The organism is Bacillota bacterium (assembly GCA_013178045.1).
In the GTDB taxonomy this organism is placed as follows: domain Bacteria; phylum Bacillota; class Ch66; order Ch66; family Ch66; genus Ch66.
The window spans coordinates 14,554-37,653 of sequence record JABLXP010000017.1 but is presented as its reverse complement, the minus strand read 5'-3'; the positions used below and the strand labels follow the sequence as shown (position 1 = coordinate 37,653).

The following is a 23,100-nucleotide window of genomic DNA, read 5'->3' as shown; positions in this document are numbered from 1 at the left end:
GCCTGGAATAAAATGTTAAATTACATTGTGGTTTGGTTTTTGACCTTAATCTAGCGAAAAAAGAGTACATCTAAACGACTAACAATGTTTTACCTTTAACAAAAAAGCTAATTTTGCAAAAGGCTCATATAAAATATAAAATATCGAACTATAAACTGGCAGTGAATCTCTTTTTCGTTTTTTGACCAAAATTTAAAATACAGTGATAAAACAATGGCTAATCGGGGAAATTCTTCAAGGAGGTTGCAAACATCACATGGAAAACCTATTAATTGGCGTAACTAATTTACAAATCGGCCACATCGTTATGTACATCATTGGGGCGTTCTTAATCTATCTGGCTATTGTTAAGGACTACGAGCCAATGCTCCTTTTGCCCATCGGTTTTGGCGCGATCCTGGCCAACATTCCGCTGTCTTCGGCGATTGGTGAAGAAGGACCACTGACCACTCTCTTTAAAGCGGGTATTCTAACTGAATTATTCCCTTGCTTGATCTTCGTCGCCATCGGGGCGATGTGTGACTTTGGTCCACTTCTCCGTAACCCGTTTTACATGCTGTTCGGCGCCGCGGCACAGTTTGGGATCTTTGCGACGATTGTCGCCGCTGCTTTCCTGGGCTTCAACATCAAAGAAGCCGCCTCGATCGGGATCATCGGTGCCGCTGACGGTCCAACCACCATTTACGTGGCAACCAAGTTTGCCCCGCATCTGCTAGGGCCTCTATCTGTTGCCGCCTACTGCTACATGTCCCTGGTGCCAATTATTCAGCCGCCAGTCATTAAAGCCATCACCACCAAGCGCGAGCGGCAGATTATGATGGTGGCGAAGCCACAGCAAGAAGTCTCCAGAATGGTACGTATCCTGTTCCCCATCGTGGTTACCATCGTCGCTGGGATCATCGCCCCGATCAGTGTGGCCCTGGTAGGTCTCTTAATGTTCGGTAACCTGATTAAGGAGTGCGGCGTGCTAAACAACCTGGCTAAGGCCGCTGGTAACGAACTTTCTAACCTGGTCACGCTGCTCCTGGGGATTACGATTGGTTCCACTATGGAAGCTAATGCCTTCCTGCAACCCACCACTCTGTTTGTTCTGGGAATGGGGATTGTGGCGTTTGTCTTCGACACCGCGGGTGGCGTTATTTTTGCCAAAATCCTCAACCTGTTCTTGAAGGAAAAGATCAACCCGATGATTGGTGCCGCCGGCATCTCCGCTTTTCCGATGTCGGCTCGGGTTATCGCTAAGATGGCCCTGGCAGAAAACAAGCAAAACTATATCATCATGCACGCCATCGGCGCTAACGCAGCCGGTCAAATTGGTTCGATCATCGCTGGTGGCCTGGTGCTGTCGCTTGTTAAGTAGGAGGTGTAAACAACAATGAAGGAAAATGTCGCTCAAGCGCTGGAACTTATGGGTATTGGCCTCCCAACGATGTTTGGGGTCATCGTTCTCTTCATTCTACTGTGCAAGGCTCTAACCGCTGCATTTCCCTATAAGCCTGAAGAAGAGACTAAAGATAACTAATACCTTAACTGTAGGAGGAAGGCAAAATGCAGGGCATCTGGCAACAAACCCGACGGACTCTGGGAATTCTCCTGGGCAGTTTTATCATCTCCCTTGCCATTAACGGCCTCTTCATCCCCCACCACCTGTTGAGCGGGGGGGTGATGGGCGTGGCCCTGATCCTTAACTACTTGTTTGGAATCTCTACCAGCCTGAGCATCCTCTTGCTCAATCTGCCAATTTTTCTGCTGGGGCTAAAATACGTTAACCGCCACTTTATCCTTTTAAGTCTGGTCGGCATGCTCAGTTTAAGCGTATTCCTGTCACTGACATCAATCTGGGTTTTCCCTGTCCAAGACGTTCTCCTCGCGGCTATCTTCGGCGGAGCCTTAAGTGGACTGGGTTCTGGCCTGGTGTTTAACAATCGGGGTTCTTTAGGCGGAACAGACATCATCGCCGTAGTTGTTAACAAATATTACTCCTACAGCGTTGGAGGGGTTCTCTTGGCCACAAACGTGCTGGTCATCCTGGCCTCTGCCTATCTGGTCGATTTGCAGCTGGCCTTATACACAATCATTTCGATGTACACCTCGGCCGGCATGGTAGACCTTGTCCAGGAGGGACTTAATCGCCGTAAAACCGTGTTCATCATTTCTGATCAATCCACCGCGATCGCTAATGCCATTTTAACCCAGCTTAATCGCGGAGTCACTTATCTCCAAGGCGAAGGTGCATACAGCCACAGCCAAAAACAAATCCTCTACTGTGTGGTGACAACCCTGCAACTGGCCAGGCTGAAGGAAATCGTTCGTGAAATCGACCCGCAGGCATTTATGTCAGTGACTGATACGCGGGAAGTGCTGGGCAAAGGTTTTCACCACCGTGACTTTGATTAGTAAAAAACCTCCAGGTGATCACCTGGAGGTAGATAAAGGCAGTGGGGTCATAATAATACGACCCCATAAAATCCTTCCGCCTGGAGGGATTTTAATATTTTGGAAAGCTGGGCAAGAGGAACAAGGCCATTGGTTTTATGTACGGTAGTTCGTGTGGTAGTTTGACTCGCTGCGGTGATCGCGGACAACCCGGCTAGTAATATACTCTCCGATTTGCTGCGCTGAGTGTTTTTGTTGCTGCCAAATAACTTCGATTAGAGTCCAATTAGAGCGACTATTTTTGCTCATACTATTCTGCGTCTGCTGCCTTAAATCTCTGGAGATGTTTGGCTTAAAATCCAACCGTGTTCAATAGTGCGACTTAACTAAACCACTGCTGCTGATAGTTCTTGCGCCAGCATCCCTTACGAGTTTATATATCTCTTTACGCTTTAATTATATTATCCGTCCGAAACAAAGTCAATATCTTTTTCGTGTATTTTTGTTCTTTTTCGACAAATTTTGTCGAGCCGTAGTTTGCTGTCGCTTAACCAAATAATTTTCCGGTGCAAAAAGCAGGAAATATCAGCCAGGAAGACGAATAAGAGCCGAATTAATGGTAAAGTTCTTTCACTGGGGGGATTATAATGTCTTCAAATGTTCAACAAATTACCCGAACAGGTGTTTTGCTGGCGATCGCTTTAACCGTTCAGCTCATGCACCTGCCCACCTATTTCACCGGACCAGCAATCAATGCGGTTTTGATCCTTGCGGGGATTTTTGTGGGCATTACCGGCGGCGTCCTCATCGGTTGCATAACTCCTGGTGTCGCCCTGATGATGGGGATTATTCCCCCAGTGGTCGCTCCACTTGTGCCGGTAATTATGCTAGCGAACGCAACTCTCGTGGTCGTCTTTAAACTGCTGAGTCAAACAAACCAGTACGTCGCGCTGACGGCAGCTGCGCTGGCCAAATACACCATTTTCTTCTTGGCTATCAATTATCTGTTGCAGTATTTTAATATTAAGCTACCCCCACCCGCCTTGCTGGCCTTTCAGTTGCCTCAACTCTACACCGCCCTGGCAGGGGGACTGATCGCCGTAATTGTTGCCCGTTATGTTATCAAAGAAATCTAGGAAATCTAGATAAAGTAACGGAGATAGAGATAAATTGTACAGATTACAATCGAAACCAGCATGATCCCAAAACCAACTCTAAAATACTGATTGAAGGTAATCGGCACCCCGCGTTCTTCGGACATACCTGCCACAACCACATTGGCCGAAGCCCCGATGACCGCGTCCCGTTACCGCCCAGACAGGCCCCCAGGGATAGGGCCCACCACAGCGGGCCAACATCTATCCCCCGATCAGTCCCGTGGTCATGATTTGGTTAACCATATTAAATAATTTGGTTGACATAACAGCCATACACCTGTATTATGATTGGCTTGAACCAAACAATACTTAATCAGGTCACTGCAGTTACTCCGTTTTCCGGGAACGTAAAAACTACGTTCCCATTTTATATATCTATTTTTTTATATATCTATTCGAACAAATGTGCCAGGATCACCCAGGCTTTCTACCAGGTTCACGTCCTTGGTAACCCAGATAATCTGGTGCTGGCAGGACAAGGAGTGGATCAGCTTCAGAATCCGCTCGGCCCGCTCAAAATCGGATGTGATCAGGGGATCATCCAGGATTAAGGGAAATTTTCGACCTGCCAGCAGGGCCTCGGCCAGGGCAATCCGCAGGGCGAAATACAATTGGACGCCAGTCCCGCTTGACAGGTGCAGGTCGGCAGCTAACCTCTGACCAGTGGAAAGATTGACCCAGACCACCAGATTCTCCAGGGTTGGTTCCAGGCAGACGCGGGTGTAACGGCCGGCGGTCATGTAGGCAAAAAGTTCGCTGGCCCGCGACTCGATTTGCGGTACCAGGTTACTCTGCACCTCACTAATCGCCTCAGCCAGAATCGTCGCCGCCAGTTTGGCCGCTTCCGCCCGGTTGTTCAGGTCGGCCAACTCCTGTTCCACCAGGGCTAGTTCCGTCTCGATCTCCCAGAGTTCAGCCGGCCGGACACTCAATTGGTGCTGTTCTAATCGGACCTGCAGGCTACGGACCCGAAACTCCAGCTCTCCCAGATTTATCTCACCTAAACGAGCCGCCCACTCGGCTATCAGTGCTGAGTCAAGCCACCCGACTTTTTCTGTCAGTTCTGCGCATACCTTCTCCCACTTGGCCACCTCCGCCGCCTGGTTGTCAATCAACTGATTTATTCCTTTGTCGGTTTCCAGGTTTACCATGACCGAATTCTGCTGCTCAAGCTGGTTGGCCAACCGCTCTCGTTCCAATTTGAGCTGGGCCAATTGACGATATTGCAGTTCCAGTTCCCCGCTTGGTTGTCCATGAGATAGCCGGGCTAACTCCCGCTCGTAAAACTCGACCCCGGAAATTGCCTGAGCCAATTCGATTTGCTCTTCTCGGGCCCGTCTTGCCCTTTTCCAGAGAAAGACAAACTGGAACAACAGGATAACCGTTCCCAAAATTCCCGCTAGTAAAGGCAAAGGGGTGGGTTTCCACACCAACGGAAGGCCTCCCAGCAAAACGCCCAAACAGATCAACCCCCAGGCAAGCTGGTTTCTTTTGGCCGTGGTTATCTGGTGCTGGTGGCGTAAACTTTCTACTTTCCGCTGCGCGGTTTCTTTGGCCAATTGGGTTTCCCTGAGCTGAGCAAGACGTTCGGGAGTAAGTAACTCCTGATCGTACTGTTTGATTTGCCGATCGATCTCGTCCAGCCGGGTCCGGAGCAGTCGTATGTTGTCGTCCAATTTACTTTTTACCGTCAGCAATTCCACTTGCTGTTCCTTCAGCGTTCGCGCAGCTCGAAGCGATTCGGCCAGCCGCCGTTGGGCCTGTTCCAGATTCTGCCGCGCTTCCTGGTAGCGTTTATAATCATCGACCAGCGGGGCATATCGCTGACAGAACTCTTTTTTCTCCAATAACTCAACCTCAGCCGCGCGAAGTTGCTGCGTCAATTCTTGCTCAACCTGGTGTGCCCGCTGTAATTCCTGCCAACGCACAGAGAGTTCTGCACGCCGCTGGACCAACTCCTGACCCTCCACGTTTTGCAACTGCCGCCGCCGCTGTTCTAGATCCCGCAGGGCCTTCTGGGCAACGATCTCTGTCTCTCCTCCCGTCACCCTGGCCGCAATTGCTTGCCCTAACGCTTTCTGCTCTGGGCCCTGGATAACCACATCACTGCGGCTGACCAAAATCGTACTCCGACACAGGTTCAAACTGGTGATGCCCAGGTCGGTCAGGATGGGGTTCGCTGACCGGGAGCCAACCACAGTCCAGCCAGCGTTCGTTTGAGCACTGATCTCCAGCCTCCCGCGGGCAAAATCACGCTCCACTCGCCATAATTTGCCGTCACTGGTTTCCACTACCATGACGGCGGCAAAGTTTCCTCCATCTAACGGTCGGTAGCGACGAAACAAGGTATCCTTTTTCGTTACGCCAAACAGCAGCATCAAGATGGCGTCTACCAGCGTGGACTTACCAGCTTCATTGTGCCCCACCAACACGTTTAAACCCTGGCCGAACTCAACTTCGGGGTAATTCTTAAACTGACCAAACCCCAGCAAGCGAATAGATCTGAGCTTCACGGCAATTTCTCTCCCCTCAGGGCCGCCAGCCCGTAGTAATAGGCGAGCTGAAGCCGGCGGCGTTCCGCCTCATCAGAGCACTTGGCCAGCCGTTCTTCAATCCGACGTTTAAAAACACCAATGATGGTCGAAGCGGAGTCACCATCGGTAATGGCCATTTGTGTCTGATCCTCAATGACCAGACTGAAGTAGGCGGACTGAAACTTCTCCCGCAGGTCAGCGACCAGGGAGGCTACACTGGCTTCTGTCTGGCCAACCAGTTTCAGCCGGGCACACGCCCGGGGGTCCTGAGACAAACGTAGCTGTCGATAAATATTTTCCGGCTGGGCAACATTAAACTCCCAAGCTAAGAAAGGTCGGTCTGGGAGAGGTACCGGTTCAACCTGGATCGAAGTTGTGGCATCAAGGGTCACCAGCAGGACTTGCGGGGAAATACCCGGCGTGAAGTCAAGCCGGTGAGGTGACCCCGGGTAATAGGCGCGGGTTGACCCCCGGGTACAGTCAAGGAAGCGGTGGTAATGACCTAATGCCAGATAGTCCAGTCCACAGCCGGCAATATCCTCAGCCGTAACGGGTTGATAGTCTTCGGCTTGAATACTAGCCAGCCGCACCTGTCCGTGCAGCAACCCCACATGCCACCCGGGACATTCAGCCCGCTTAAATCCCTGCAGAACTCGCTCACCCTGGTTTTGTGCCTGAAATGGTAGCCCATAGAAGGTGACGCCAGGAATCCGGTCAAAGGTCGACCAGCCCCCGGCTTGAAATACATGAACATTGTCCGGCCAGCCATAGGTGTAAGCCTGGCAGGCGGGCAGAGGATCATGGTTGCCTGGCACAATCAGCACGTAAATATCTTGAATAGCCAGACGCTCAAATTCAATCCTGACCCAAGGAGCAGAATCAGCCCGGGTCCCGTCAAACAGGTCGCCACAGATCAATACTGCATCGACGGACAGAGCCAGGGCCAGGTCAACGAGTTTGGTGACCGTCCCGAGCAGTTCCTGCCTCCGTGTCTTCCGTTGATCACCCAGATACAGCAGGGGTCTATCCAGATGTAAATCAGCAGTATGGAGCAAACGAATTGTCATTTAGGCACCTCGTTAGCGAAATCGGTTCAAACCACCGTTCATCTGTCTCCATCTCTATCCCCATGCATTAATGGTAACAAGTTAGCAGCCCGTAAAATAATCTGGGTATCCTCGTGGATAGCCGGCCAAAGCTTGCTGAGTTCTTCTACTTTGGCCCACATTGCTTCACCTACATCATCTCCCGGCGCCAGGATACCTCCAATAGCCCTGGCCCAGAAATCGACGTACACCACGTGTAAAATAACCCCCGTTTCAGTTTTAACGATCCGCTCGAAAGTAATCAGGTGCGGCCCAATTACCACCTCCAAACCTGTCTCTTCAAAAACCTCTCTTTTCGCACAGTCAACTAGGGTCTCTCCCGGCTCTAACATACCACCTGGTAATATCCAGCGGTCATACCAGTAACTCCGGTAGCCATGCTTGACCAGCAGAATCCTGTTACAGTCATCCTGTACCAGCGCACCAACTCCGATTCGAATTAGATTATTCATGTGTTCACCCCCCTCATTCGGGAATGGTTAATCTTGATCCGGGACAAATTAGATCCTGGTCCCCAAAACACAAGGAGGCATGCAATTTGACCAGCAAGCCGTCAACTATTAACCCACTCAACTATCTTTACCTCGCCATCCCCTTCAGCCTCTACTTTGAACTGACGCACCGTCAGGTGCCGCTCTTTTTTGCGGCCAGCCTCGCGATCATCCCTTTGGCTGGTCTGATGGGTAAAGCTACCGAAGAACTGGCTTTCTATTTTGGGCCAAAAATCGGCAGCTTTTTAAACGCCACCTTGGGCAATGCCACTGAACTGATTATAACCTTATTTGCCCTGAAAAAAGGTTTGTTTGAGGTAATTAAAGCCTCATTAGCAGGCTCCATCCTGGGCAACATCCTCTTGGTGCTGGGCTTCTCGATGCTATTGGGCGGGATTCGCAACGGTACCCAGTATTTCCACCGGCAGAATACCGCCAACCAGACTTCCTTGATGTTCCTGGCCGTGATCGCTCTGGTTATTCCGGCAACATTCTTCCAAAAAGCCGTCCACGGACAGATATACAAACTCAATGAACTAAGTCTAATCATTGCCAGCCTGCTCTTTATCGTCTATCTGGCCAGCATGCTGGCATCATTCCGCGGCACCGACCCGCTGGGTGTTCGGCACGAGGAAACCCACGAAGCCACCTGGAGCCGGGGTAAAGCTCTCCTGATGCTGTTCATTAGTACCGTCCTGGTGGCCCTGGAAGCTGAACTCCTGGTTAGCAGCATCGAACCTGTAACACAGGCCCTGCGGTGGTCCCAATTCTTTGTTGGGATCGTGATCATCCCAATTATTGGTAACGCCGCGGAGCACTCCACCGCGTTAATTATGGCCCTTAAAAACCAGATGAACATCGCCGTGGAAATTGCTGTTGGCTCCAGTTCTCAGATTGCCCTACTGGTCACGCCGATCCTGGTGTTTTTGAGCTATGTCTGGGGCAACCCGATGAACCTTTTTTTCAACTATTACGAGATCATCGCCCTGGCCTCAGCCGTCCTGATCGCCATTTTTATCAGCCTGGACGGAGAATCAAACTGGTTGGAAGGAGCTCAACTGATCGTGGCTTACCTGATCATTGCGGCAGCTTTCTACTTTGTTTAACCTATTTTCAGCTTTAAATTAATATTCCTGCTATTAAAATACCAAGAGAAATGTACAATTCCTAATAATCTAGCCAACTTAAAAAGCGCTCAAAACCACACAGTTAGAGCGCTTAACTTATTTTAACCAAACTGTTAATCCCAGAATTACATGAAATAACCCCAAATGATTCCCACAACCATCATCACCAATAACAGGCCGGCCCCGGCTTTAATCAAAATTACTCCCCGTTCATCTCCTTTCATGCCCGCCACCGTCCCCATAATAATGGCAACAAGTCCGCTAAACTTTGGCGTGAACAAGAAGAATAAAAAGAATAAAAACCAGCCCAACAACAGGAAAAGTGGGGCATCACCAAATAATTTCTCGTTCGACGCATTGCCCACTATAAATAGCCCCCTTTTGACTTTTGTGTGAATTAGGTTGCGGGACTTACGCAAAATTACACCTTTTATATTTTATCATAATGCTTTCATGTCCACAATTCGATAAAAAAATAAATTTTTCCCACCTCCCAATAATATCTTAGAAAAATTTGAGAAAATATGACGTGTTTATAGTTCCTCTTTAATCAATTCTTTCAGTTCTCCCTTTGTCGGTACCCGACCAAACAGTTTGACTTTTCCATTAATCACCAGACCAGGGGTGCTCATTACGCCATACCCCATGATCTGCTTAATGTCTGTTACCTTCTCCACATCAGCTGCTACATCCAATTCGGCCAGAGTGTCAAAAGTAAGTTTCTCTAAGGCTTGGCACCGCTGACATCCAGGACCAAGAATCTTGATATCCACAGTTTTCGTCTCCTTTCTTCCTTTCGTGTTTATTAGATTTGTGTTTATAAAATTGCATTAAACAAATAGCCAACAACCGTTATCGCCACGGCCAGTATTCCAGCAAAAATTGCGATCAGTTTGGGCTTCAAAACATTCCGCAAGATAAAGAAGTGTACCGAATCACCCAGGTGAGTACCAGGTGATAGGTTCATCCAATGCTAAATCAGTAAATTTTGTTAACACGAGTTATCCCTCTTTGCGAGTTCTGTCTTTTTTCTTCTTTAGATGCTCAACAATATTTTTAGTTTCTCCCAGTTGTGAGAGAATAATGTCCTGCAGCAGTTCAAGCAGCTCAAAAACCTTTGGATCCCTGACCCGATAGATGATCATGGTTCCTTCACGTCTGGTTTCCAAAATCCCTCTCTCACGCAGGACTGCCAGGTGCTGTGAGACATTCGATTGCTCCAGATCCAGTGCTGGGTGAATTTCACAGGCACACATCTCCTTATCATGGAGAAATTCCAGAATTCTAATTCTAGTTGGATGGCCAAGCGATTTTAGTAAATCAGCCTCCATTTTATAAATCAGTTCCTCCATGGCAACCTCCTATATGATAATATTCTGATATATTGTTAATCACATAATATATGTTGGCTAGGATTTTGTCAATTGTCCGGTTACTAAAATAAAAAACTAAACCCTTGACAAGACTTCTGTCAAGGGTTGGCCGCGGCGTTGTACTGATGCTACTTCCCCAGGTCTTCCTCTTTCTTTCCGGCATCGGGATAGAACAACGGCTGGCCAAACTTATCCACCCCAAACTGCCCAATCATTTTCTGGGTTTCGGGAGCCACCATGAACTCCACGAAAGCCCGGGCGCCGGCGGTGTTCATTTTCGCCTTGATTTCTTTCGGGAACTTCTCCGGGTTCACCTGCATGACGTGATAAATATTGAGCAGGTTCTTTTGCACACAGGGGGCACGCTCACTACGGTCGTCAATCCGGATCCCCACTATGCTCAGTTCACTCATCCGTCTCACCATCCTGGCCGTTTTGCCTATAGGTTACCCGGTCACTGGACGGCCTATGCACTATCAAATTCACCAGTTTCGGCTGCTGCCTCCGCCCCCACCGGAGCCGCCGCCACCGAAATTACCGCGCCCACCGGCACCACCCCCGCCCCGGAGCAACGTACCCAGAAGGAAACCGAACAAGAAGCCATCCAGGTAGCGAAAATCGAGGTAAAATAGAAAAAGTAGCCCCAGAACCCCGAGCAAACACAGCCAGGTGGGCACCGGCTCCCTGGTCTGGCTGGTCGCTGGTGAAGCCCGGGGTTTTTCCACCTGAATGGCAACCTGATATTCTTTCGCGATCTCGCCGACCACCGCCAGGTAACCGTTTAGAATCCCCTGATCGAAGTCACCCTTCTTGAAATAAGGTAACATAAATTCGTCCTGAATCCGACCGGTTTTTCCATCGGGAAGTGCCCCCTCCAAACCGTAGCCAACCTCAATCCGGGACTTGCGTTCGTTTGGGGCCAGAAGGATCAGGACGCCATTGTTCAGTTCGCGGTCGCCGATTCCCCATCCACGTAGCAACGCCAACGCATATTCCTCTGCGGAATACCCTCCCAAAGACTTAACGGTCACCACCACTACCTGCGCCTTTGTTTTCGCCGCCAGTTGTTGACTCGTCCCTACAATGGTGGACTCAGTCTGGCTGCTTAAGACTTCAGCCTGATCAAGTACGTAAAAGGCCGATGTCGGTTTGGGGATCGAGGGAGCCGCCAGCGTGCTGGGAGTCAGCAGGCTGACTAGCAGCACGGCCAGCAGTCCCAGAGCCCATATTTTCTTCATGATCACACGCCCCTACTTCTTGTTAAAATCAACTTTAGGGACACTCTTTGCACCTTCGTCGGGCTGGAAATACTCGCGCGGCTCAAATCCAAACATTCGAGCATAAAGTACCGTTGGAAAACGTTTAATTTTCGCGTTGTAAGCTTGAACCGCGTCATTATAGTCTTTGCGTGCCACGGCCAGACGGTTTTCCGATCCCGCCAGCTCGTCCTGGAGCTGCCGGAAATTGGCATCCGCCTTCAAGTTCGGGTAGTTCTCGACCACCACCAGCAGCCGGGACAAAGCGCTTCTCAATTCCTGGTCAGCGACCGCTTTATCGGCCACGGTTTGCGCGCCGATCAGTTTGCTGCGGGCTTCGGCAACACTTTTAAAGATACCCTCTTCATGACTGGCGTATCCCTGAACGGTCGCCACAAGATTGGGAATCAAGTCAGCCCTTCGTTGCAGTTGATTGTTAACCTGGCTCCACTTTCCGTTGATGTTTTCATTGAGAGTAACCAAGTTGTTATACCCACTGATGAGAGTCAAGGCAAATACAGCTAATACGCCAACAATGACCAGAAGTATGATCCAGCTTTTTTTCACCTTATACACCTCCGAATGTGTTATTCGACAACGATTGTATACCACTATAGGGCATTTTTCAATATCCGTTGGCAGTCGGACATAGTACCATATTCTGGCTTACCAACTGTTCAAAGTCGGGATCGCTTTTCACCTCAACAGCTTTAATCCGTTCCTTAATCTGATAACACACGTCTAAATTCTTGCGGTTACGCAGGATTTGAGTAGCCCCTTTGCCAGCGGCGTTACTGATGTAGAAGATATTACAATCAACCGCGGGAATGAGTCCGAGGTTGATCGCATGTCTGAAGTTGATAGCATTGCCCAAGCTGCCGGTTAGATATATGTTTTTAATCTCCTGGACTTCTACCCCGATTTTCCGCAACAGCATGCGGGTAGCTGCCAGTACCATAGCTTTGGCTCGCACGGTTTTGTCGATATCAGCCTGTGTCAACGCAATTCCCTGGTCTCGGCTGGTTTCCCGCGGGCTGGCAATCAGAAAAGCAGGTTGTCCATCCAATTCAATGACCCGTTCGAATGCTCTGGTCTGACCATTTGCTCTCAAGCCTGCGTTAGCCCGGTCAATCTTCCCTTTTTCATTAATAACCCCGGCTGACCGCAGATGTGATAGGGTGTCGATCACCCCAGCCCCGCAGATCCCCTGCGGCAAACAGGCGCCGTAAACCTTATATGGAGGAGACAAATTAAAATCTACCTTGTAGATAGCGCCAGTGGTCGCCACCATACCATCGCGCAGCCCCACTCCTTCAAACACTCCACCGTACACAGAGGTAGACACAAATCCCTCCTGCGTACCCAAAACAACTGTCGCGTAAGTGCCAAGGTCAACGTAGAGTGACAGATCTTCCCGCGTAAAGAGATTATTGGTGAGTAAGCCGGCCGTCGTATCACAACCGATCATTCCGCCGACTGCTGGCGGGATAATCACCTCTCCCTCGGGATTTATTCTCAGTCCGAACGCCATCGCTTTGAGAACAGTTCCATCCGTGTGGTTAATCGAAGCCAAACTAGTCAGGGCAATTCCGCTGATCCGCCCAAACCATAAATCAATCATGGCCGGGTTCCCGACTACGACCACCTCACGAATGTCTTCACCGGACAAACCCATCTCGGCACACAAAGAGTCAATAACAGCGTTGGCCTGATTTATCATCGCCTGCCGCCGCGCACCAATCTCCTGCTCCTGCCGCTGGGGATTTTCTACTACATGACCGTTAATGACCGAGTTGTTTTCTAGGTTGATTAAGTAGGCAGAAATTGCGGTAGTACCCAGATCTATTACCAAACCATGGTTTGCCATTTTCCGTCACCTGCTTCCAACATGCTACTTAATAAAATGTACTTTTCGTTATTACTGTGCGAAGTTCCTGCCATTTATGAGCTGGTTTCTTCGCGTAACCTCACATTATTTTATTATTTTATTAGCCCAAGCATTCTGGCCTGGGTCAAATGTCCTAGTCTACTAGGACCAAGGTCTTATTTTTCGTCGGTATTGCTGGCTGACCCCCTTATTTCGATCACCGACCTCGTATTAATGACTAGAATAGAAAAAATTACTTAAAAAAAGGAGGATTAACATGAAGAAGGTAAGTAAGCTCCTAACAATCTGTATCGCGCTCATCTTCACCCTGGTTATGGTCGGGGCCGCAGTAGCTAAACCCGGCGCTAATTCAGGCAAAGAGCTGGGGGCAAAAAACGGTCAGACTGACTCCACTGTTGCTGTCCAGCCAACTGCAAATGCTCAAGAAACTGTAACCAATGCAGACCTGAACGGACAAACTGAACGTTTTAAAGAACAGGTGAAGAACAAAGGGCAGGAAGAGCAAAAAATCGAACGTTTTCAACATCGGGTAAAAGTTAATGGTAAAGAAGTGAAATTCGATGTTCCCCCGGTAATCAAAGACGGTCGCACGCTGATCCCTGTTCGCGGTCTGATGAACAGCCTGGGAGCAACCGTTGCCTGGGATGAAACCACCCAAACGGTAACCGTTACAAAGGATGATAAGGTCGTCGTCTTAACACTGGGCAGTGATGTGGTCCTGGTCAACGGACAGGAAACCAAAATTGACGTGCCCGCCCAGTTGATCAGTAATCGCACTCTGGTTCCACTGCGCTTCCTGGCTGAAACTTTTGGCAAGATCGTGAAATACGATCCGGAGACTGGTGAAATCGACGTTAACGAAGGGGAAACTTCCCCAATAACTGAAACTGAAACTGAAACTGAAACCGAACCTGGATCCGGAACCTCTCCTCTGGTTGATGAAACCACTACTACGCCGACCACAGCACCAGAGCAGTCAGTACCTCCAACCACCACTCAACAATAGTAATCACTAGATTTAAGCCAGCATCTCCCACTCAGTTGGCAAAGGGTTGCCTCCGGGCAGCCCTTTGTCAGTTTATTCACCACTTCTCGCCGTCAAGCATATCCTATCAATGACTACTTCACACCGCAGGGAGGAATTACAATGGACCAGTATCAGATTTTGTTGAAAGGCGCTCTCGTTTGTAGGGAAAGGAGAGCATAAGGATGAAACGCACCCTTTACGGCCAGTTAAAGCGAGTTCTGATTATCCATGGGACATTGGGTAAACCTCAAGACCACCCGGAATCCGCCCGAGTTTTAGTGAATCTACTCGGTCATTTTAACGTATCCTGCACACACCTGTCTTCTTTCCATTATTCAAGGGGCATGCTGTCGGGTTTTGATGCGCTCTTTTATCTGAGCGATACGGATGATACCACGCCATCGTCTCTGTTGATGGACATTATCCACACACACCTACCAGTTTGCTGGCTAGGCAAAAACATCGAACACTTAGCGGCATCCGGTCGGTTAGGAACAACTACCATCTCTCCGCCGGGTTCGGGCGAGGTAACGATCCATTATCGGGGTCAGGCGCTTCCTGGCGATCCAACTAACTTGCGCCTACTCCGGGTCGAAGAATTAACTGGATGCCGTGTTTGGGCCTACTTTGAGCAAGCAGGAAAAAGATATCCATACGCCCTAGAACATAAGAATCTCTGGATGTTCGCCGAAGACCCGCTAACCAGTAGTGGTGGATACTGGGTCCTGGCCGATCTGCTCCACGAAATCTTGCGAGAACGACACGCAAACAAAGCCGCCGCCCTGATCAGAATCGAAGATGTCCATCCCCAGACTGACCCCACCTCGCTTCAGGCCATTGGCGACTATCTGGGGCAGGAAAATATCCCTTTTCTGGTCGCCCTGATTCCCGTCTACGCGAATGGGGCAACAAAAAGCTGGATCCCCCTGTCCACCCGGCCGGGGTTAGTTCAGACCTTGCATGATCTGGTGAAAAAAGGAGCCATGCTGGTCCTGCACGGATATACGCACCAGCATGGCGAGGAAGAAAGTGCTATCGGTTTTGAATTCTGGGACGCCGACTCCGACCAGCCCCTGTTTGGTGACTCCTGGCTCACCGTGGAAAAACGCCTCCGACAGGCCCTGGATGAATGCGCCGCCAACAACCTATGGCCACTGGCTTTTGAGCCGCCTCATTACGCCATATCTGCTCTAGGTTACCGGGTCTGCCGCGCTCACTTTTCTACCCTGGTTGGTCGGGAGCAATTGTCCGATCGAACATACCAGATCACCCAAGTCTTTCCTTATCCCATCTGGCGCGATCAGTACGGTAACCGGTGGTTCCCCGAAAACCTCGGCTACGTCAATCCAGCGAGCGGCCAAACAGTCGCCCGTATGTTAGAAACCGCCCGGCAGTTCCTGGTCGTCCGCGACGCAATCGCGGGAGCTTTCTTTCACCCCTTTATGCCCCTGGACTTGTTAAAACAACTCGTTGATGGCCTACGGGCCCTCGGGTTTTCGTTTACCGATCTCAGACAGGAGCGCCACTGGGTGCGCTGGTCCGGCTGGCGGGTCCACAACCTCAACGATCAAATTTTGGTGACTCACGTTCCCGGGCAATCCCCGTGTTGGGCCACTGCCCGCCGCAGCTAATTTAAGGTTAATCATCAGCTGGGTTAATAATTAGCGACAGGCGCCCACCATCCTTGAGGGCCTGCAGCACCTCCTTGAGTTCTTTGCTCTGCTTTCCTTTTTTACATCCGCGCTTATGCCGTTCTCTAACTAAGTTAGCCGTGCCGGTAAAATCAACCGTTGTCACCTGCTCAGGAGGATCGTCCTTACGAGGCAAGCAGATCAAGAGGAAGAACACCAGGGTAAACACGATTTGAATTATGATAAAAACTAAAATTACTCGGTCATCACAGTCGGAAAAATCCATCCCGATGGGACCCCTCCTTATATTCGGCCAACCATTGGAGAGTTAAATGAGTCATTTAAACCACTGGTACAGAAATGGATTTCTTACACCAGTATATTCCAATATCTACTCCTCGGTGACTTACGGTTGTTCGATTCAAGATATATTATTTAAAACACATTCTTCCGAGTTACTGACCCCGGCATCCGCAAAAGTAGCCATCTCCGCCATAATTTTTGTCGCCGCTTCCACCAAATTCATCACCAGGGCCGCCCCGGTCCCCTCTCCCAAGCGCATCTTCATGTGCAGCATCGGCACGAGCCCGATCAGTTCCAGCATCTTGCGGTGGCCCGGTTCTACCGAGGCGTGGGAAGCAATCATATACTGAACTGACTGCGGCGCCAGCCGACTGGCCACCAAGGCGGCCGCGCTGGAGATAAAGCCATCCACTACCACCGGTATTCGACACGCCGCCGCTCCCAAAATAACGCCAGTTAACCCCGCTATTTCCAGCCCCCCGACTTTGGCCAGCACATCAAGGGGATCACTGGGATCAGGGCCATTGACTCGGATGGCCTGTTCGATTACCCGCACCTTGTTCAACAACGCCTGGTCAGTTAAGCCCGTACCACGACCCGTGATATCACTGACCGGCAAGCCGCTGAAAACGGCCAGAATAGCCGAACTGGGGGTAGTGTTGCCAATCCCCATATCACCAGTTCCAAGCAACGTCGCCCCTCGGCCGATCTCCGCCTGGGCCACCTGGATCCCCACCTCGATCGCTTCCACCGCTTCTGCCCGGGTCATTGCCGGCCCTTTGGCCATGTTCCGAGTTCCGCGTCTGACTTTACGCTGAATTACTCCCGACAGCTCAATCTCAGCATCGACCCCGATGTCGACTACCACCACGCGGGCTCCAACGTGGCGGCTCAAAACATTGATCGCCGCCCCTCCCCGGGCAAAATTAAGGACCATCTGTTCGGTGACTTCCTTCGGAAAGGCACTCACACCTTCTTCAACCACCCCGTGGTCACCGGCCATCAAGATAATCACCTTGTCTCCGACCACTGGCCGGGGATTACCGGTGATCCCGGCCAACCTGGCGGCGATCTCTTCGAGCACACCAAGACTGCCCGGTGGCTTGGTTAAATTGTCGAGCCGCCGCTGGGCCTGCTCGATCGCCCCCTGATCCAAATCCTTAATACTGACAATGGTTGCCTGAAGTAGACTCATGAGAAATACCCCCTTGAATTAAAATAAAATAAAAAAAGTCTACCATCCACCAAAGGACTGTAGACTTTTCCGTCATCTACAACCAAACGCCGATAGGCAGGTCTCCTGGCTCCAGATCATCACTCACCCCTGCGCCTTCCCGAACCGGTGGCATCTGCAGGCAGGCTCCCTGGTTACAGTGCTGGGTGCGCTCAGGTCTTTCACCTGATTCCCTATTCTCCTCGGTTGTGAGGCACCTATCGCGAAGGATATGCTCTTGTCATAAACTCAACATTTAAATCATCCTGTTTGATATCTATACGCTGTCAACTAGAATATTCCTGCTTAACAACAAATATTTTTATTAAACAAACGACCCCCAGGTTAATCACTTGCGACTTCTCCCTCAAGCGATTTAATCAAGTACTTCTCCAGTTTTTGCACAAAATCCTCGAGTGTTTGTCTGGTTACCGAATCACCATTGTGCCAGTCTGGCATTTCGTCCAGGATCTGCCGCAAAGCCTGGCTGACTGCACGGGCCTCACCGAGATTGAGCACAAAAGGCGGTTCATAATCAAGTTGGATTTCTTTTACGTGTTCAATTTGCAAACCATTGAGGGTGTCCAGCACCCGGGCCGCTTTTTCAAAAGGAATATCACTATCCAGTTGAATCTTAATCTCCATCATTGCCCTAAACCTTTACCTTACCACAATATTACTACCATCATTAAGTATTATTTATCGCACCTCTAATTATATCAATAAATTATTAAATCAGCAATCCCACGCAACCACCGTGGTTGATTTAGGTCTTCAACTCATCCAGCCCCACAAACTGGTAACCCTGAACCTGCAGGTCGATAATGAGTTGATCCAGCACCGGCAGTAGATCCGGTGAAACCGCGTGCAGGAGGACGATCGCGCCGGGGTGAACCTGTTTCATCACCGTCTGGTAGTATTCCTTCGGTCCCCCGGGCAGCGGCACCCAGTCCCGCAAGGCCACGCTCCAGAAAACAGTGGTATAGCCTTCTTCCCGCAGGATCTTCAGGGTCTCTTCGCTGTATTCACCCATCGGCGGGCGGACAAATCGCGACCGGGGGATTCCGGCAGCCTGCAGTTGTTGCTCGACCTGGCTCGTTTCGTGTTTCAGCTCCTGCCGGGTCAAGGACGGCAGGCTGGGATGAGAATATGTATGGTTCCCTACCGTGTGTCCATTACTAACCATCCGCTGGGCCAGCTTGACGTTTTTCGGATCGCTTAGCCAGTCTCCAGTGGCAAAAAACGTCGCTTGCACGTGGTGTTTGGCTAGAATTTCCACGATTTTCTCAGTGTGCCCATTCTCATATCCCAGATCAAAAGTCAGAGCGATTTGCTTACCCTGCATCTTCCCGCGGTAGATGGCCCCATATTTACCCAGCATCTGCTCAACTGCCACCGGCACCACCGGCGGTTGATTCATGCGAACCGTATAGCCCCAACTCCGCTTGTTACGGTCAACCGGTTGCTCCTGAACCGGTTCCGGGACGACCTGGGCCTGCACCGGCGGTGGCAGCGGGGTTGAACTGTTATATCCTGGTTCATCTCCGTCGGATTGAAGAGAAGATACTTGTCGCTCACTCTTGAACCAACGAGAACCGGTCGATACCAGGTGAGTGTAGCCAAACTGCCAGCCAATTATCGCGCCACAAACGATCGCCAACACAAAGGCGGCCATCTTCCACAGTTTTCGTTGCCGCTGTTTGCCTGGTGCCACTGTTTTTTCTGCCCCCATTTCTACCTGCAGCCTGACCCATATCGTCAGACCGCGTTGTCCAAACGGGAACATATTTCGACACCAAGCGCAGGATTCCTGTAGGGAATACGCGGAAAAATTTGTCCTCCACCTTTAAAGAGAATCAAGATTTACTATCCCGCCACCCCGGCAGACAGAATAAACCGCCAGGCCTCGTCAGGTGACATCTCCAGAATCGTAACGTCAGCACGGGGAACCAGAAGCGTAAACCCCGCGACCTGAAATGACTGGGGCACATAGACCGCGATGTGGTCCGCATCAATGGGTCCAAAGGCACTCAGATCTTCGGTACTGACGAAACCAACGATCTTGGCCCTGGTACCGGGAAGGTCGACCAGAGCAACTTGGGAAAAAGATTTCTTATCTCCCAACAGGGAGTTAACTGTATCTTTAATCGTCCCATAGACCCCTTTGATCAGGGGAATCTTATTGACCAGATGATCGATCAGGCTTAAGACTTTACGGCTGATCCAGGCTGTCGCCAGAAAACCTACAGCCGTAATGATCACCAGGGTAATCAGCAGACCAAGCCCGGGGATTTTTATCCCAAGATACTCAATCAGGTACCGCCCGAGCAGACCATCAAGGAAATTGAAAACCTTGAGCACGATATAAGTGGTCAACAGGATTGGCACCATAGTAATGAGCCCATTTACAAAGTACTTTGCCAGTCTTTTCACCCGATTTGTCCCTCCTTTTAACTTCTATAACTTCCTCCCTAATATTATTGCCCATATTTTCCACAAACAAGATACCCGGCGGACCTGTGGGCCCGGCGTCTCTGGTTAATAAACACATGAACACCATATGGTTGGCCAGGCAAAAGCTAAACCCTGGAAATGATCTTTCCCAGGGTTTCACCACTGTACCTGGCTCCGGGTTTAACTTTTGTTTCATTCCCTCTTAACGATCCGACGTCATTCGACTCTCCGCCAGTTAAACTTTTATTCTTCTTCCAGTGGTATCCGTCTGAGCTCGAAAATTACTGGCGTTTCCGGATCGGGACAAGCCCAGGTAGTCACCTCGCTATTCTCAGCCCAGGGAAACCGCCCGCCGTAAAGCAGCGCCGCCACAGCCGAGCGCAGGGAATCATAAGCAAATTGACACAAACCACCCGGGCTCCGCTCAGCAAACTCAAATTGTTCTCCAACCTGATGCCCATACGAGCACTTGCCGGTTCCCCTGATTTCAATGATCGTGGCAACCACCTTATTTTTATACATGCTGTCTTCACCTCCCTACTTACGACCAGACTCTACCCATTCGTTCCTCATCATTGGCGAACTTGTTCTGTCCAAGCCACTCCAAAACCTGAAACACAACTCCGAAGCTATTTTTCGGTGAAAGAAAAACCTGTTTTCTTATGCCGGGCACCTCTTCATAATTCAGAGTCTTAAATCCATATTTTTCCCAATGTTTCAAGACGGCATCCAAATCATCCACCTCGATGGCGACGTGGTCAACCCCTTCACCGAAGCGTTCAATATGCCTGGCAACAAAACTATCTGGTGATGTGGCTTCCAGCACTGAGAAAATGATCTCTCCCATTTTGAATAAAGCAAACACGTACTTATCTTGAAGGTTCTCTTTTTGATACAATAGCCTGGCCCCGAACGCCTCCGTAAACACCTTCTTAGCCGCCTCCAGGTCTCTGACGGCGATCCCGATATGGTCAATTTTTTTTATCATCCATTTAAACCTCCCTTTTTTTATTATTTTATTATATTGCGGCACCTAATTCATAATATTCCATGAAAGTAAGATAATTCCTGCAAATCTATGATTACAATACGGCCAGCTGGACAATGGTCCGGGCCAGGGCAGTTCCCCTTGTCAACCTGTAAATTTTCTGGTAATCTATGTATGAGAAAACTTCATAACCCTAAAGGGGAGTAGCTGACTTTAAATAGTTGGTGAAATCAACATACTGGCTCGATCGGAGCCTGGTTTCACCGATTGGTTCTACTGACCAATAAGCGAGACCTTTAGCACATCCTAGATTTAAGTATGTGCAAAGGTCTCTTTTATTTAGAAAAACTACAAAAAGGAGGTATTTACTATGACCGCTTACTTTGCCGCCCTGGCTTTCGTCGTCCTGGCGGAAATGGGCGACAAGACCCAGCTTTTAGCCATGGCCTTTGCCACTCGCTACCGGGCAACGACCGTCCTGGCAGGAGTGTTGGTGGCCACCCTGATCAACCACCTGCTGGCCGTAGTGGTCGGAGGGCTTTTGAATTCTCTGATTTCCTTCTCCACCATTCAGGCGATCGCCGCCCTGTCCTTTATCGGTTTTGGCTTATGGACCCTGCGGGGAGATACCCTCGATGGGGAAGACCAGAAGGTTCGGTTTAGTCCTTTCTGGACCGTCGCCATCGCCTTTTTCCTGGCCGAGATGGGGGATAAGACCCAGCTGGCCACCGTGGCTCTAGCCGCGAAATACAATTCCATCATTATGATCTGGCTGGGGACAACCACTGGTATGCTGTTCGCTGACAGTATCGGCATTATCATCGGGGTGGTACTGGGGAAACGCATCCCCGAAATGGCAGTTAAGTGGGTTTCGGCCAGTGTCTTCATCCTGTTCGGTCTGGCTGGCCTAGCTGATGTTCTGCCGCAGTCGTTCCTGACCTGGCCAAATTTAACTCTCGCCCTGGGTGTTCTCGCCACGGCGATTTACCTGGCGGCCTGCCCGAAACGCCATCCCCACGAAGATTCAGAACACTAACAAGCGTCACTTAATTATCCGCAGGGAGTCAACCATCCGGTCAAAGATGTTCTGATGCCGTTCCTGATCAGCCGATGCCAGAATAAAATAGCTGAGCCGGTACATTTGATCTCCCTGTTGGCAGAATACTTCCCGTGCCCGGTAGTCCTGCCCATCATGCCCCTCACAGTTGTATTCCAGCAAGAAACCGGGCCGACCCGCTACCTGTCTGGGGTTAAGCTGATACGAAGTGATTTTCCGCCGGTCCATGGCGCTGTGCTTGGCCTCATCCAAAAACTGTTCCAGCGATTTCTGCAGCCGCCAGACCTGTACAAACCCGTGCGCACCATGTCCTGGTTCGCGAAATCCCGTGTGGTATAAAATCTCGCCGCCCTGAAACACTTCCGATGAAATATCCCAGGCCGTCGGGTAGCTGAAGCTGACTGGCCCGTTCTGGTAACGGGAAAAATCAGTCTTAACTTGAGTCGGCGCGGTATCAACCACCTGCCAGCCAGCCGGTAAAGAAAACAGGCAATAGGGGGTAACCAGCCGGTGCCATAAAAAATAACTCTTTCCTTGAACGGAAATTAGGCTCACCTCCAATACAGCCAAACAGAGAAAAACCACCAGGGTCAACCATTTTCTTGTCATCTCACCGCTCTCCTCCCGGTCTTGCCTCAACCTCTCGCTGCAAGAAATTTCTTGTACTAAAAACTATGTCGTGTCTCCTTATTCCATGCTTTTTTTCGTCTTCCTGTCACTGTGCACATTTTATCACCATAAAAAAAACAAGGGATAGACGGGTTCAACCGCCCCCTTGTTTTTCATCAGTCGCTTGTTTACAGCAATCACGCTGGCCTGACTGGCCGCTATCTATATCCCTCAGGTTCCACATCCTTTACGAAAAAAAGCGCCAAAAACGGCTCCCATTAAGCCACCCGCGACGGGGTTATATAACAGAGACTGAGCCACAAACGCCCCGATTGCTGCCCAAACGAGCACGCTAACTGCCCGCCGAAGCGCAGTTTCCATGGATTTATCCCTCCTCCCCTATCTTCACGCTCAACACACCGTAACTTGTTCTCTCTTCGCCAATTGTCGTCCTCGTGTTTTTTCTTTTCCAGGATAATATTTCCCAGGATAATTAAAAACAACCAGGAA

At 50.1% G+C, this 23,100-nt stretch carries 26 protein-coding genes, 3 pseudogenes and 1 riboswitch; of the genes and pseudogenes, 8 read left to right on the top strand and 21 right to left on the bottom strand.

Annotated elements, in window-relative coordinates:
• Nucleotides 1-256 precede the first annotated feature (256 nt).
• The 4 genes from HPY81_08500 (at nucleotide 257) to HPY81_08485 (ending at nucleotide 3,512) form a co-directional block, all read left to right on the top strand.
• Complete coding sequence (locus HPY81_08500) at nucleotides 257-1,360, top strand: sodium ion-translocating decarboxylase subunit beta (protein ID NPV27463.1); 1,104 nt, start codon at nucleotides 257-259, stop codon at nucleotides 1,358-1,360.
• 15 nt (nucleotides 1,361-1,375) lie between these two features.
• Nucleotides 1,376-1,522, top strand: coding sequence for a hypothetical protein (locus tag HPY81_08495; protein ID NPV27462.1), 147 nt, complete (start codon nucleotides 1,376-1,378; stop codon nucleotides 1,520-1,522).
• A gap of 26 nt (nucleotides 1,523-1,548) precedes the next feature.
• The gene (locus tag HPY81_08490) at nucleotides 1,549-2,397 is read left to right on the top strand and encodes a YitT family protein (protein NPV27461.1); all 849 of its coding nucleotides are present in this window, start codon (nucleotides 1,549-1,551) and stop codon (nucleotides 2,395-2,397) included.
• A gap of 626 nt (nucleotides 2,398-3,023) precedes the next feature.
• Nucleotides 3,024-3,512, top strand: a complete 489-nt coding sequence (locus HPY81_08485) for an ECF transporter S component (GenBank protein NPV27460.1) — start codon at nucleotides 3,024-3,026, stop codon at nucleotides 3,510-3,512.
• A gap of 5 nt (nucleotides 3,513-3,517) precedes the next feature.
• Here the strand turns inward: HPY81_08485 and HPY81_08480 are convergent.
• The 4 genes and pseudogenes from HPY81_08480 to HPY81_08465 all read right to left on the bottom strand — a co-directional run bounded on the left by HPY81_08480 (nucleotide 3,518) and on the right by HPY81_08465 (nucleotide 7,625).
• A pseudogene (locus tag HPY81_08480) lies at nucleotides 3,518-3,741 on the bottom strand (hypothetical protein).
• Between the two features lie 175 nt (nucleotides 3,742-3,916).
• Nucleotides 3,917-6,046: an AAA family ATPase gene (locus tag HPY81_08475; protein NPV27459.1), complete on the bottom strand. Its 2,130-nt coding sequence runs from the start codon at nucleotides 6,044-6,046 to the stop codon at nucleotides 3,917-3,919.
• On the bottom strand, nucleotides 6,043-7,134 hold the full coding sequence (locus HPY81_08470; GenBank protein NPV27458.1) for a hypothetical protein: 1,092 nt from the start codon (nucleotides 7,132-7,134) through the stop codon (nucleotides 6,043-6,045). The genes HPY81_08475 and HPY81_08470 overlap by 4 nt, the downstream gene beginning before the upstream one ends.
• Nucleotides 7,135-7,172: 38 nt before the next feature.
• Nucleotides 7,173-7,625 (bottom strand): NUDIX domain-containing protein, encoded by a 453-nt coding sequence (locus HPY81_08465; protein NPV27457.1) that lies wholly within the window; start codon nucleotides 7,623-7,625, stop codon nucleotides 7,173-7,175.
• A 23-nt stretch (nucleotides 7,626-7,648) separates the two neighbouring features.
• Here HPY81_08465 and cax point away from each other — a divergent pair, with 23 nt between their 5' ends.
• Nucleotides 7,649-8,770 carry a calcium/proton exchanger gene (gene cax / locus HPY81_08460; protein ID NPV27456.1) on the top strand — a complete coding sequence of 374 codons (1,122 nt, stop codon included), beginning with the start codon at nucleotides 7,649-7,651 and terminating at the stop codon, nucleotides 8,768-8,770.
• Nucleotides 8,771-8,916: 146 nt separating this feature from the next.
• Here cax and HPY81_08455 read toward each other — a convergent pair whose 3' ends face one another.
• The 8 genes and pseudogenes from HPY81_08455 to HPY81_08420 all read right to left on the bottom strand — a co-directional run bounded on the left by HPY81_08455 (nucleotide 8,917) and on the right by HPY81_08420 (nucleotide 13,287).
• On the bottom strand, nucleotides 8,917-9,156 hold the full coding sequence (locus tag HPY81_08455; protein NPV27455.1) for a hypothetical protein: 240 nt from the start codon (nucleotides 9,154-9,156) through the stop codon (nucleotides 8,917-8,919).
• A 168-nt stretch (nucleotides 9,157-9,324) separates the two neighbouring features.
• Nucleotides 9,325-9,564 carry a thioredoxin family protein gene (locus tag HPY81_08450; protein ID NPV27454.1) on the bottom strand — a complete coding sequence of 80 codons (240 nt, stop codon included), beginning with the start codon at nucleotides 9,562-9,564 and terminating at the stop codon, nucleotides 9,325-9,327.
• Nucleotides 9,565-9,608: 44 nt separating this feature from the next.
• A pseudogene (locus HPY81_08445) lies at nucleotides 9,609-9,710 on the bottom strand (permease).
• A gap of 82 nt (nucleotides 9,711-9,792) precedes the next feature.
• Nucleotides 9,793-10,143 carry a winged helix-turn-helix transcriptional regulator gene (locus HPY81_08440; GenBank protein ID NPV27453.1) on the bottom strand — a complete coding sequence of 117 codons (351 nt, stop codon included), beginning with the start codon at nucleotides 10,141-10,143 and terminating at the stop codon, nucleotides 9,793-9,795.
• Between the two features lie 149 nt (nucleotides 10,144-10,292).
• Nucleotides 10,293-10,511: pseudogene (locus HPY81_08435) on the bottom strand (tungsten ABC transporter substrate-binding protein).
• Between the two features lie 135 nt (nucleotides 10,512-10,646).
• Nucleotides 10,647-11,402: a TPM domain-containing protein gene (locus HPY81_08430; GenBank protein NPV27452.1), complete on the bottom strand. Its 756-nt coding sequence runs from the start codon at nucleotides 11,400-11,402 to the stop codon at nucleotides 10,647-10,649.
• A gap of 12 nt (nucleotides 11,403-11,414) precedes the next feature.
• Nucleotides 11,415-11,987, bottom strand: coding sequence for a LemA family protein (locus HPY81_08425; GenBank protein NPV27451.1), 573 nt, complete (start codon nucleotides 11,985-11,987; stop codon nucleotides 11,415-11,417).
• A gap of 58 nt (nucleotides 11,988-12,045) precedes the next feature.
• Nucleotides 12,046-13,287, bottom strand: a complete 1,242-nt coding sequence (locus tag HPY81_08420) for a DUF4445 domain-containing protein (protein ID NPV27450.1) — start codon at nucleotides 13,285-13,287, stop codon at nucleotides 12,046-12,048.
• A 277-nt stretch (nucleotides 13,288-13,564) separates the two neighbouring features.
• Here HPY81_08420 and HPY81_08415 point away from each other — a divergent pair, with 277 nt between their 5' ends.
• Together HPY81_08415 and HPY81_08410 are read left to right on the top strand one after the other, a co-directional pair.
• Nucleotides 13,565-14,314, top strand: a complete 750-nt coding sequence (locus HPY81_08415) for a copper amine oxidase N-terminal domain-containing protein (GenBank protein ID NPV27449.1) — start codon at nucleotides 13,565-13,567, stop codon at nucleotides 14,312-14,314.
• A gap of 203 nt (nucleotides 14,315-14,517) precedes the next feature.
• Nucleotides 14,518-15,966 carry a DUF2334 domain-containing protein gene (locus tag HPY81_08410; GenBank protein NPV27448.1) on the top strand — a complete coding sequence of 483 codons (1,449 nt, stop codon included), beginning with the start codon at nucleotides 14,518-14,520 and terminating at the stop codon, nucleotides 15,964-15,966.
• A 7-nt stretch (nucleotides 15,967-15,973) separates the two neighbouring features.
• Here HPY81_08410 and HPY81_08405 read toward each other — a convergent pair whose 3' ends face one another.
• The 7 genes from HPY81_08405 to HPY81_08375 form a co-directional block, all read right to left on the bottom strand.
• The gene (locus HPY81_08405) at nucleotides 15,974-16,252 is read right to left on the bottom strand and encodes a hypothetical protein (protein NPV27447.1); all 279 of its coding nucleotides are present in this window, start codon (nucleotides 16,250-16,252) and stop codon (nucleotides 15,974-15,976) included.
• A gap of 135 nt (nucleotides 16,253-16,387) precedes the next feature.
• A complete protein-coding gene (gene cobT / locus HPY81_08400; GenBank protein ID NPV27446.1) occupies nucleotides 16,388-17,464 on the bottom strand; it encodes a nicotinate-nucleotide--dimethylbenzimidazole phosphoribosyltransferase in 1,077 nt (358 codons plus the stop codon).
• A 77-nt stretch (nucleotides 17,465-17,541) separates the two neighbouring features.
• A riboswitch (cobalamin riboswitch) is annotated at nucleotides 17,542-17,719 on the bottom strand.
• Between the two features lie 108 nt (nucleotides 17,720-17,827).
• Complete coding sequence (locus HPY81_08395) at nucleotides 17,828-18,127, bottom strand: hypothetical protein (GenBank protein NPV27445.1); 300 nt, start codon at nucleotides 18,125-18,127, stop codon at nucleotides 17,828-17,830.
• A 121-nt stretch (nucleotides 18,128-18,248) separates the two neighbouring features.
• Nucleotides 18,249-19,268 carry a polysaccharide deacetylase family protein gene (locus tag HPY81_08390; GenBank protein ID NPV27444.1) on the bottom strand — a complete coding sequence of 340 codons (1,020 nt, stop codon included), beginning with the start codon at nucleotides 19,266-19,268 and terminating at the stop codon, nucleotides 18,249-18,251.
• Between the two features lie 80 nt (nucleotides 19,269-19,348).
• Entirely contained in the window at nucleotides 19,349-19,915 is a 567-nt protein-coding gene (locus tag HPY81_08385; GenBank protein ID NPV27443.1) for a DUF502 domain-containing protein, read from the bottom strand.
• Nucleotides 19,916-20,179: 264 nt separating this feature from the next.
• Nucleotides 20,180-20,458, bottom strand: coding sequence for a TIGR04076 family protein (locus HPY81_08380; GenBank protein NPV27442.1), 279 nt, complete (start codon nucleotides 20,456-20,458; stop codon nucleotides 20,180-20,182).
• 19 nt (nucleotides 20,459-20,477) lie between these two features.
• A complete protein-coding gene (locus HPY81_08375; protein ID NPV27441.1) occupies nucleotides 20,478-20,924 on the bottom strand; it encodes a hypothetical protein in 447 nt (148 codons plus the stop codon).
• Between the two features lie 370 nt (nucleotides 20,925-21,294).
• Here HPY81_08375 and HPY81_08370 point away from each other — a divergent pair, with 370 nt between their 5' ends.
• On the top strand, nucleotides 21,295-21,960 hold the full coding sequence (locus tag HPY81_08370) for a TMEM165/GDT1 family protein (protein ID NPV27440.1): 666 nt from the start codon (nucleotides 21,295-21,297) through the stop codon (nucleotides 21,958-21,960).
• Between the two features lie 6 nt (nucleotides 21,961-21,966).
• Here HPY81_08370 and HPY81_08365 read toward each other — a convergent pair whose 3' ends face one another.
• Nucleotides 21,967-22,590 carry a hypothetical protein gene (locus HPY81_08365; GenBank protein NPV27439.1) on the bottom strand — a complete coding sequence of 208 codons (624 nt, stop codon included), beginning with the start codon at nucleotides 22,588-22,590 and terminating at the stop codon, nucleotides 21,967-21,969.
• Nucleotides 22,591-22,821: 231 nt separating this feature from the next.
• Nucleotides 22,822-22,971 (bottom strand): hypothetical protein, encoded by a 150-nt coding sequence (locus HPY81_08360; GenBank protein ID NPV27438.1) that lies wholly within the window; start codon nucleotides 22,969-22,971, stop codon nucleotides 22,822-22,824.
• Between the last annotated feature and the right edge of the window lie 129 nt (nucleotides 22,972-23,100).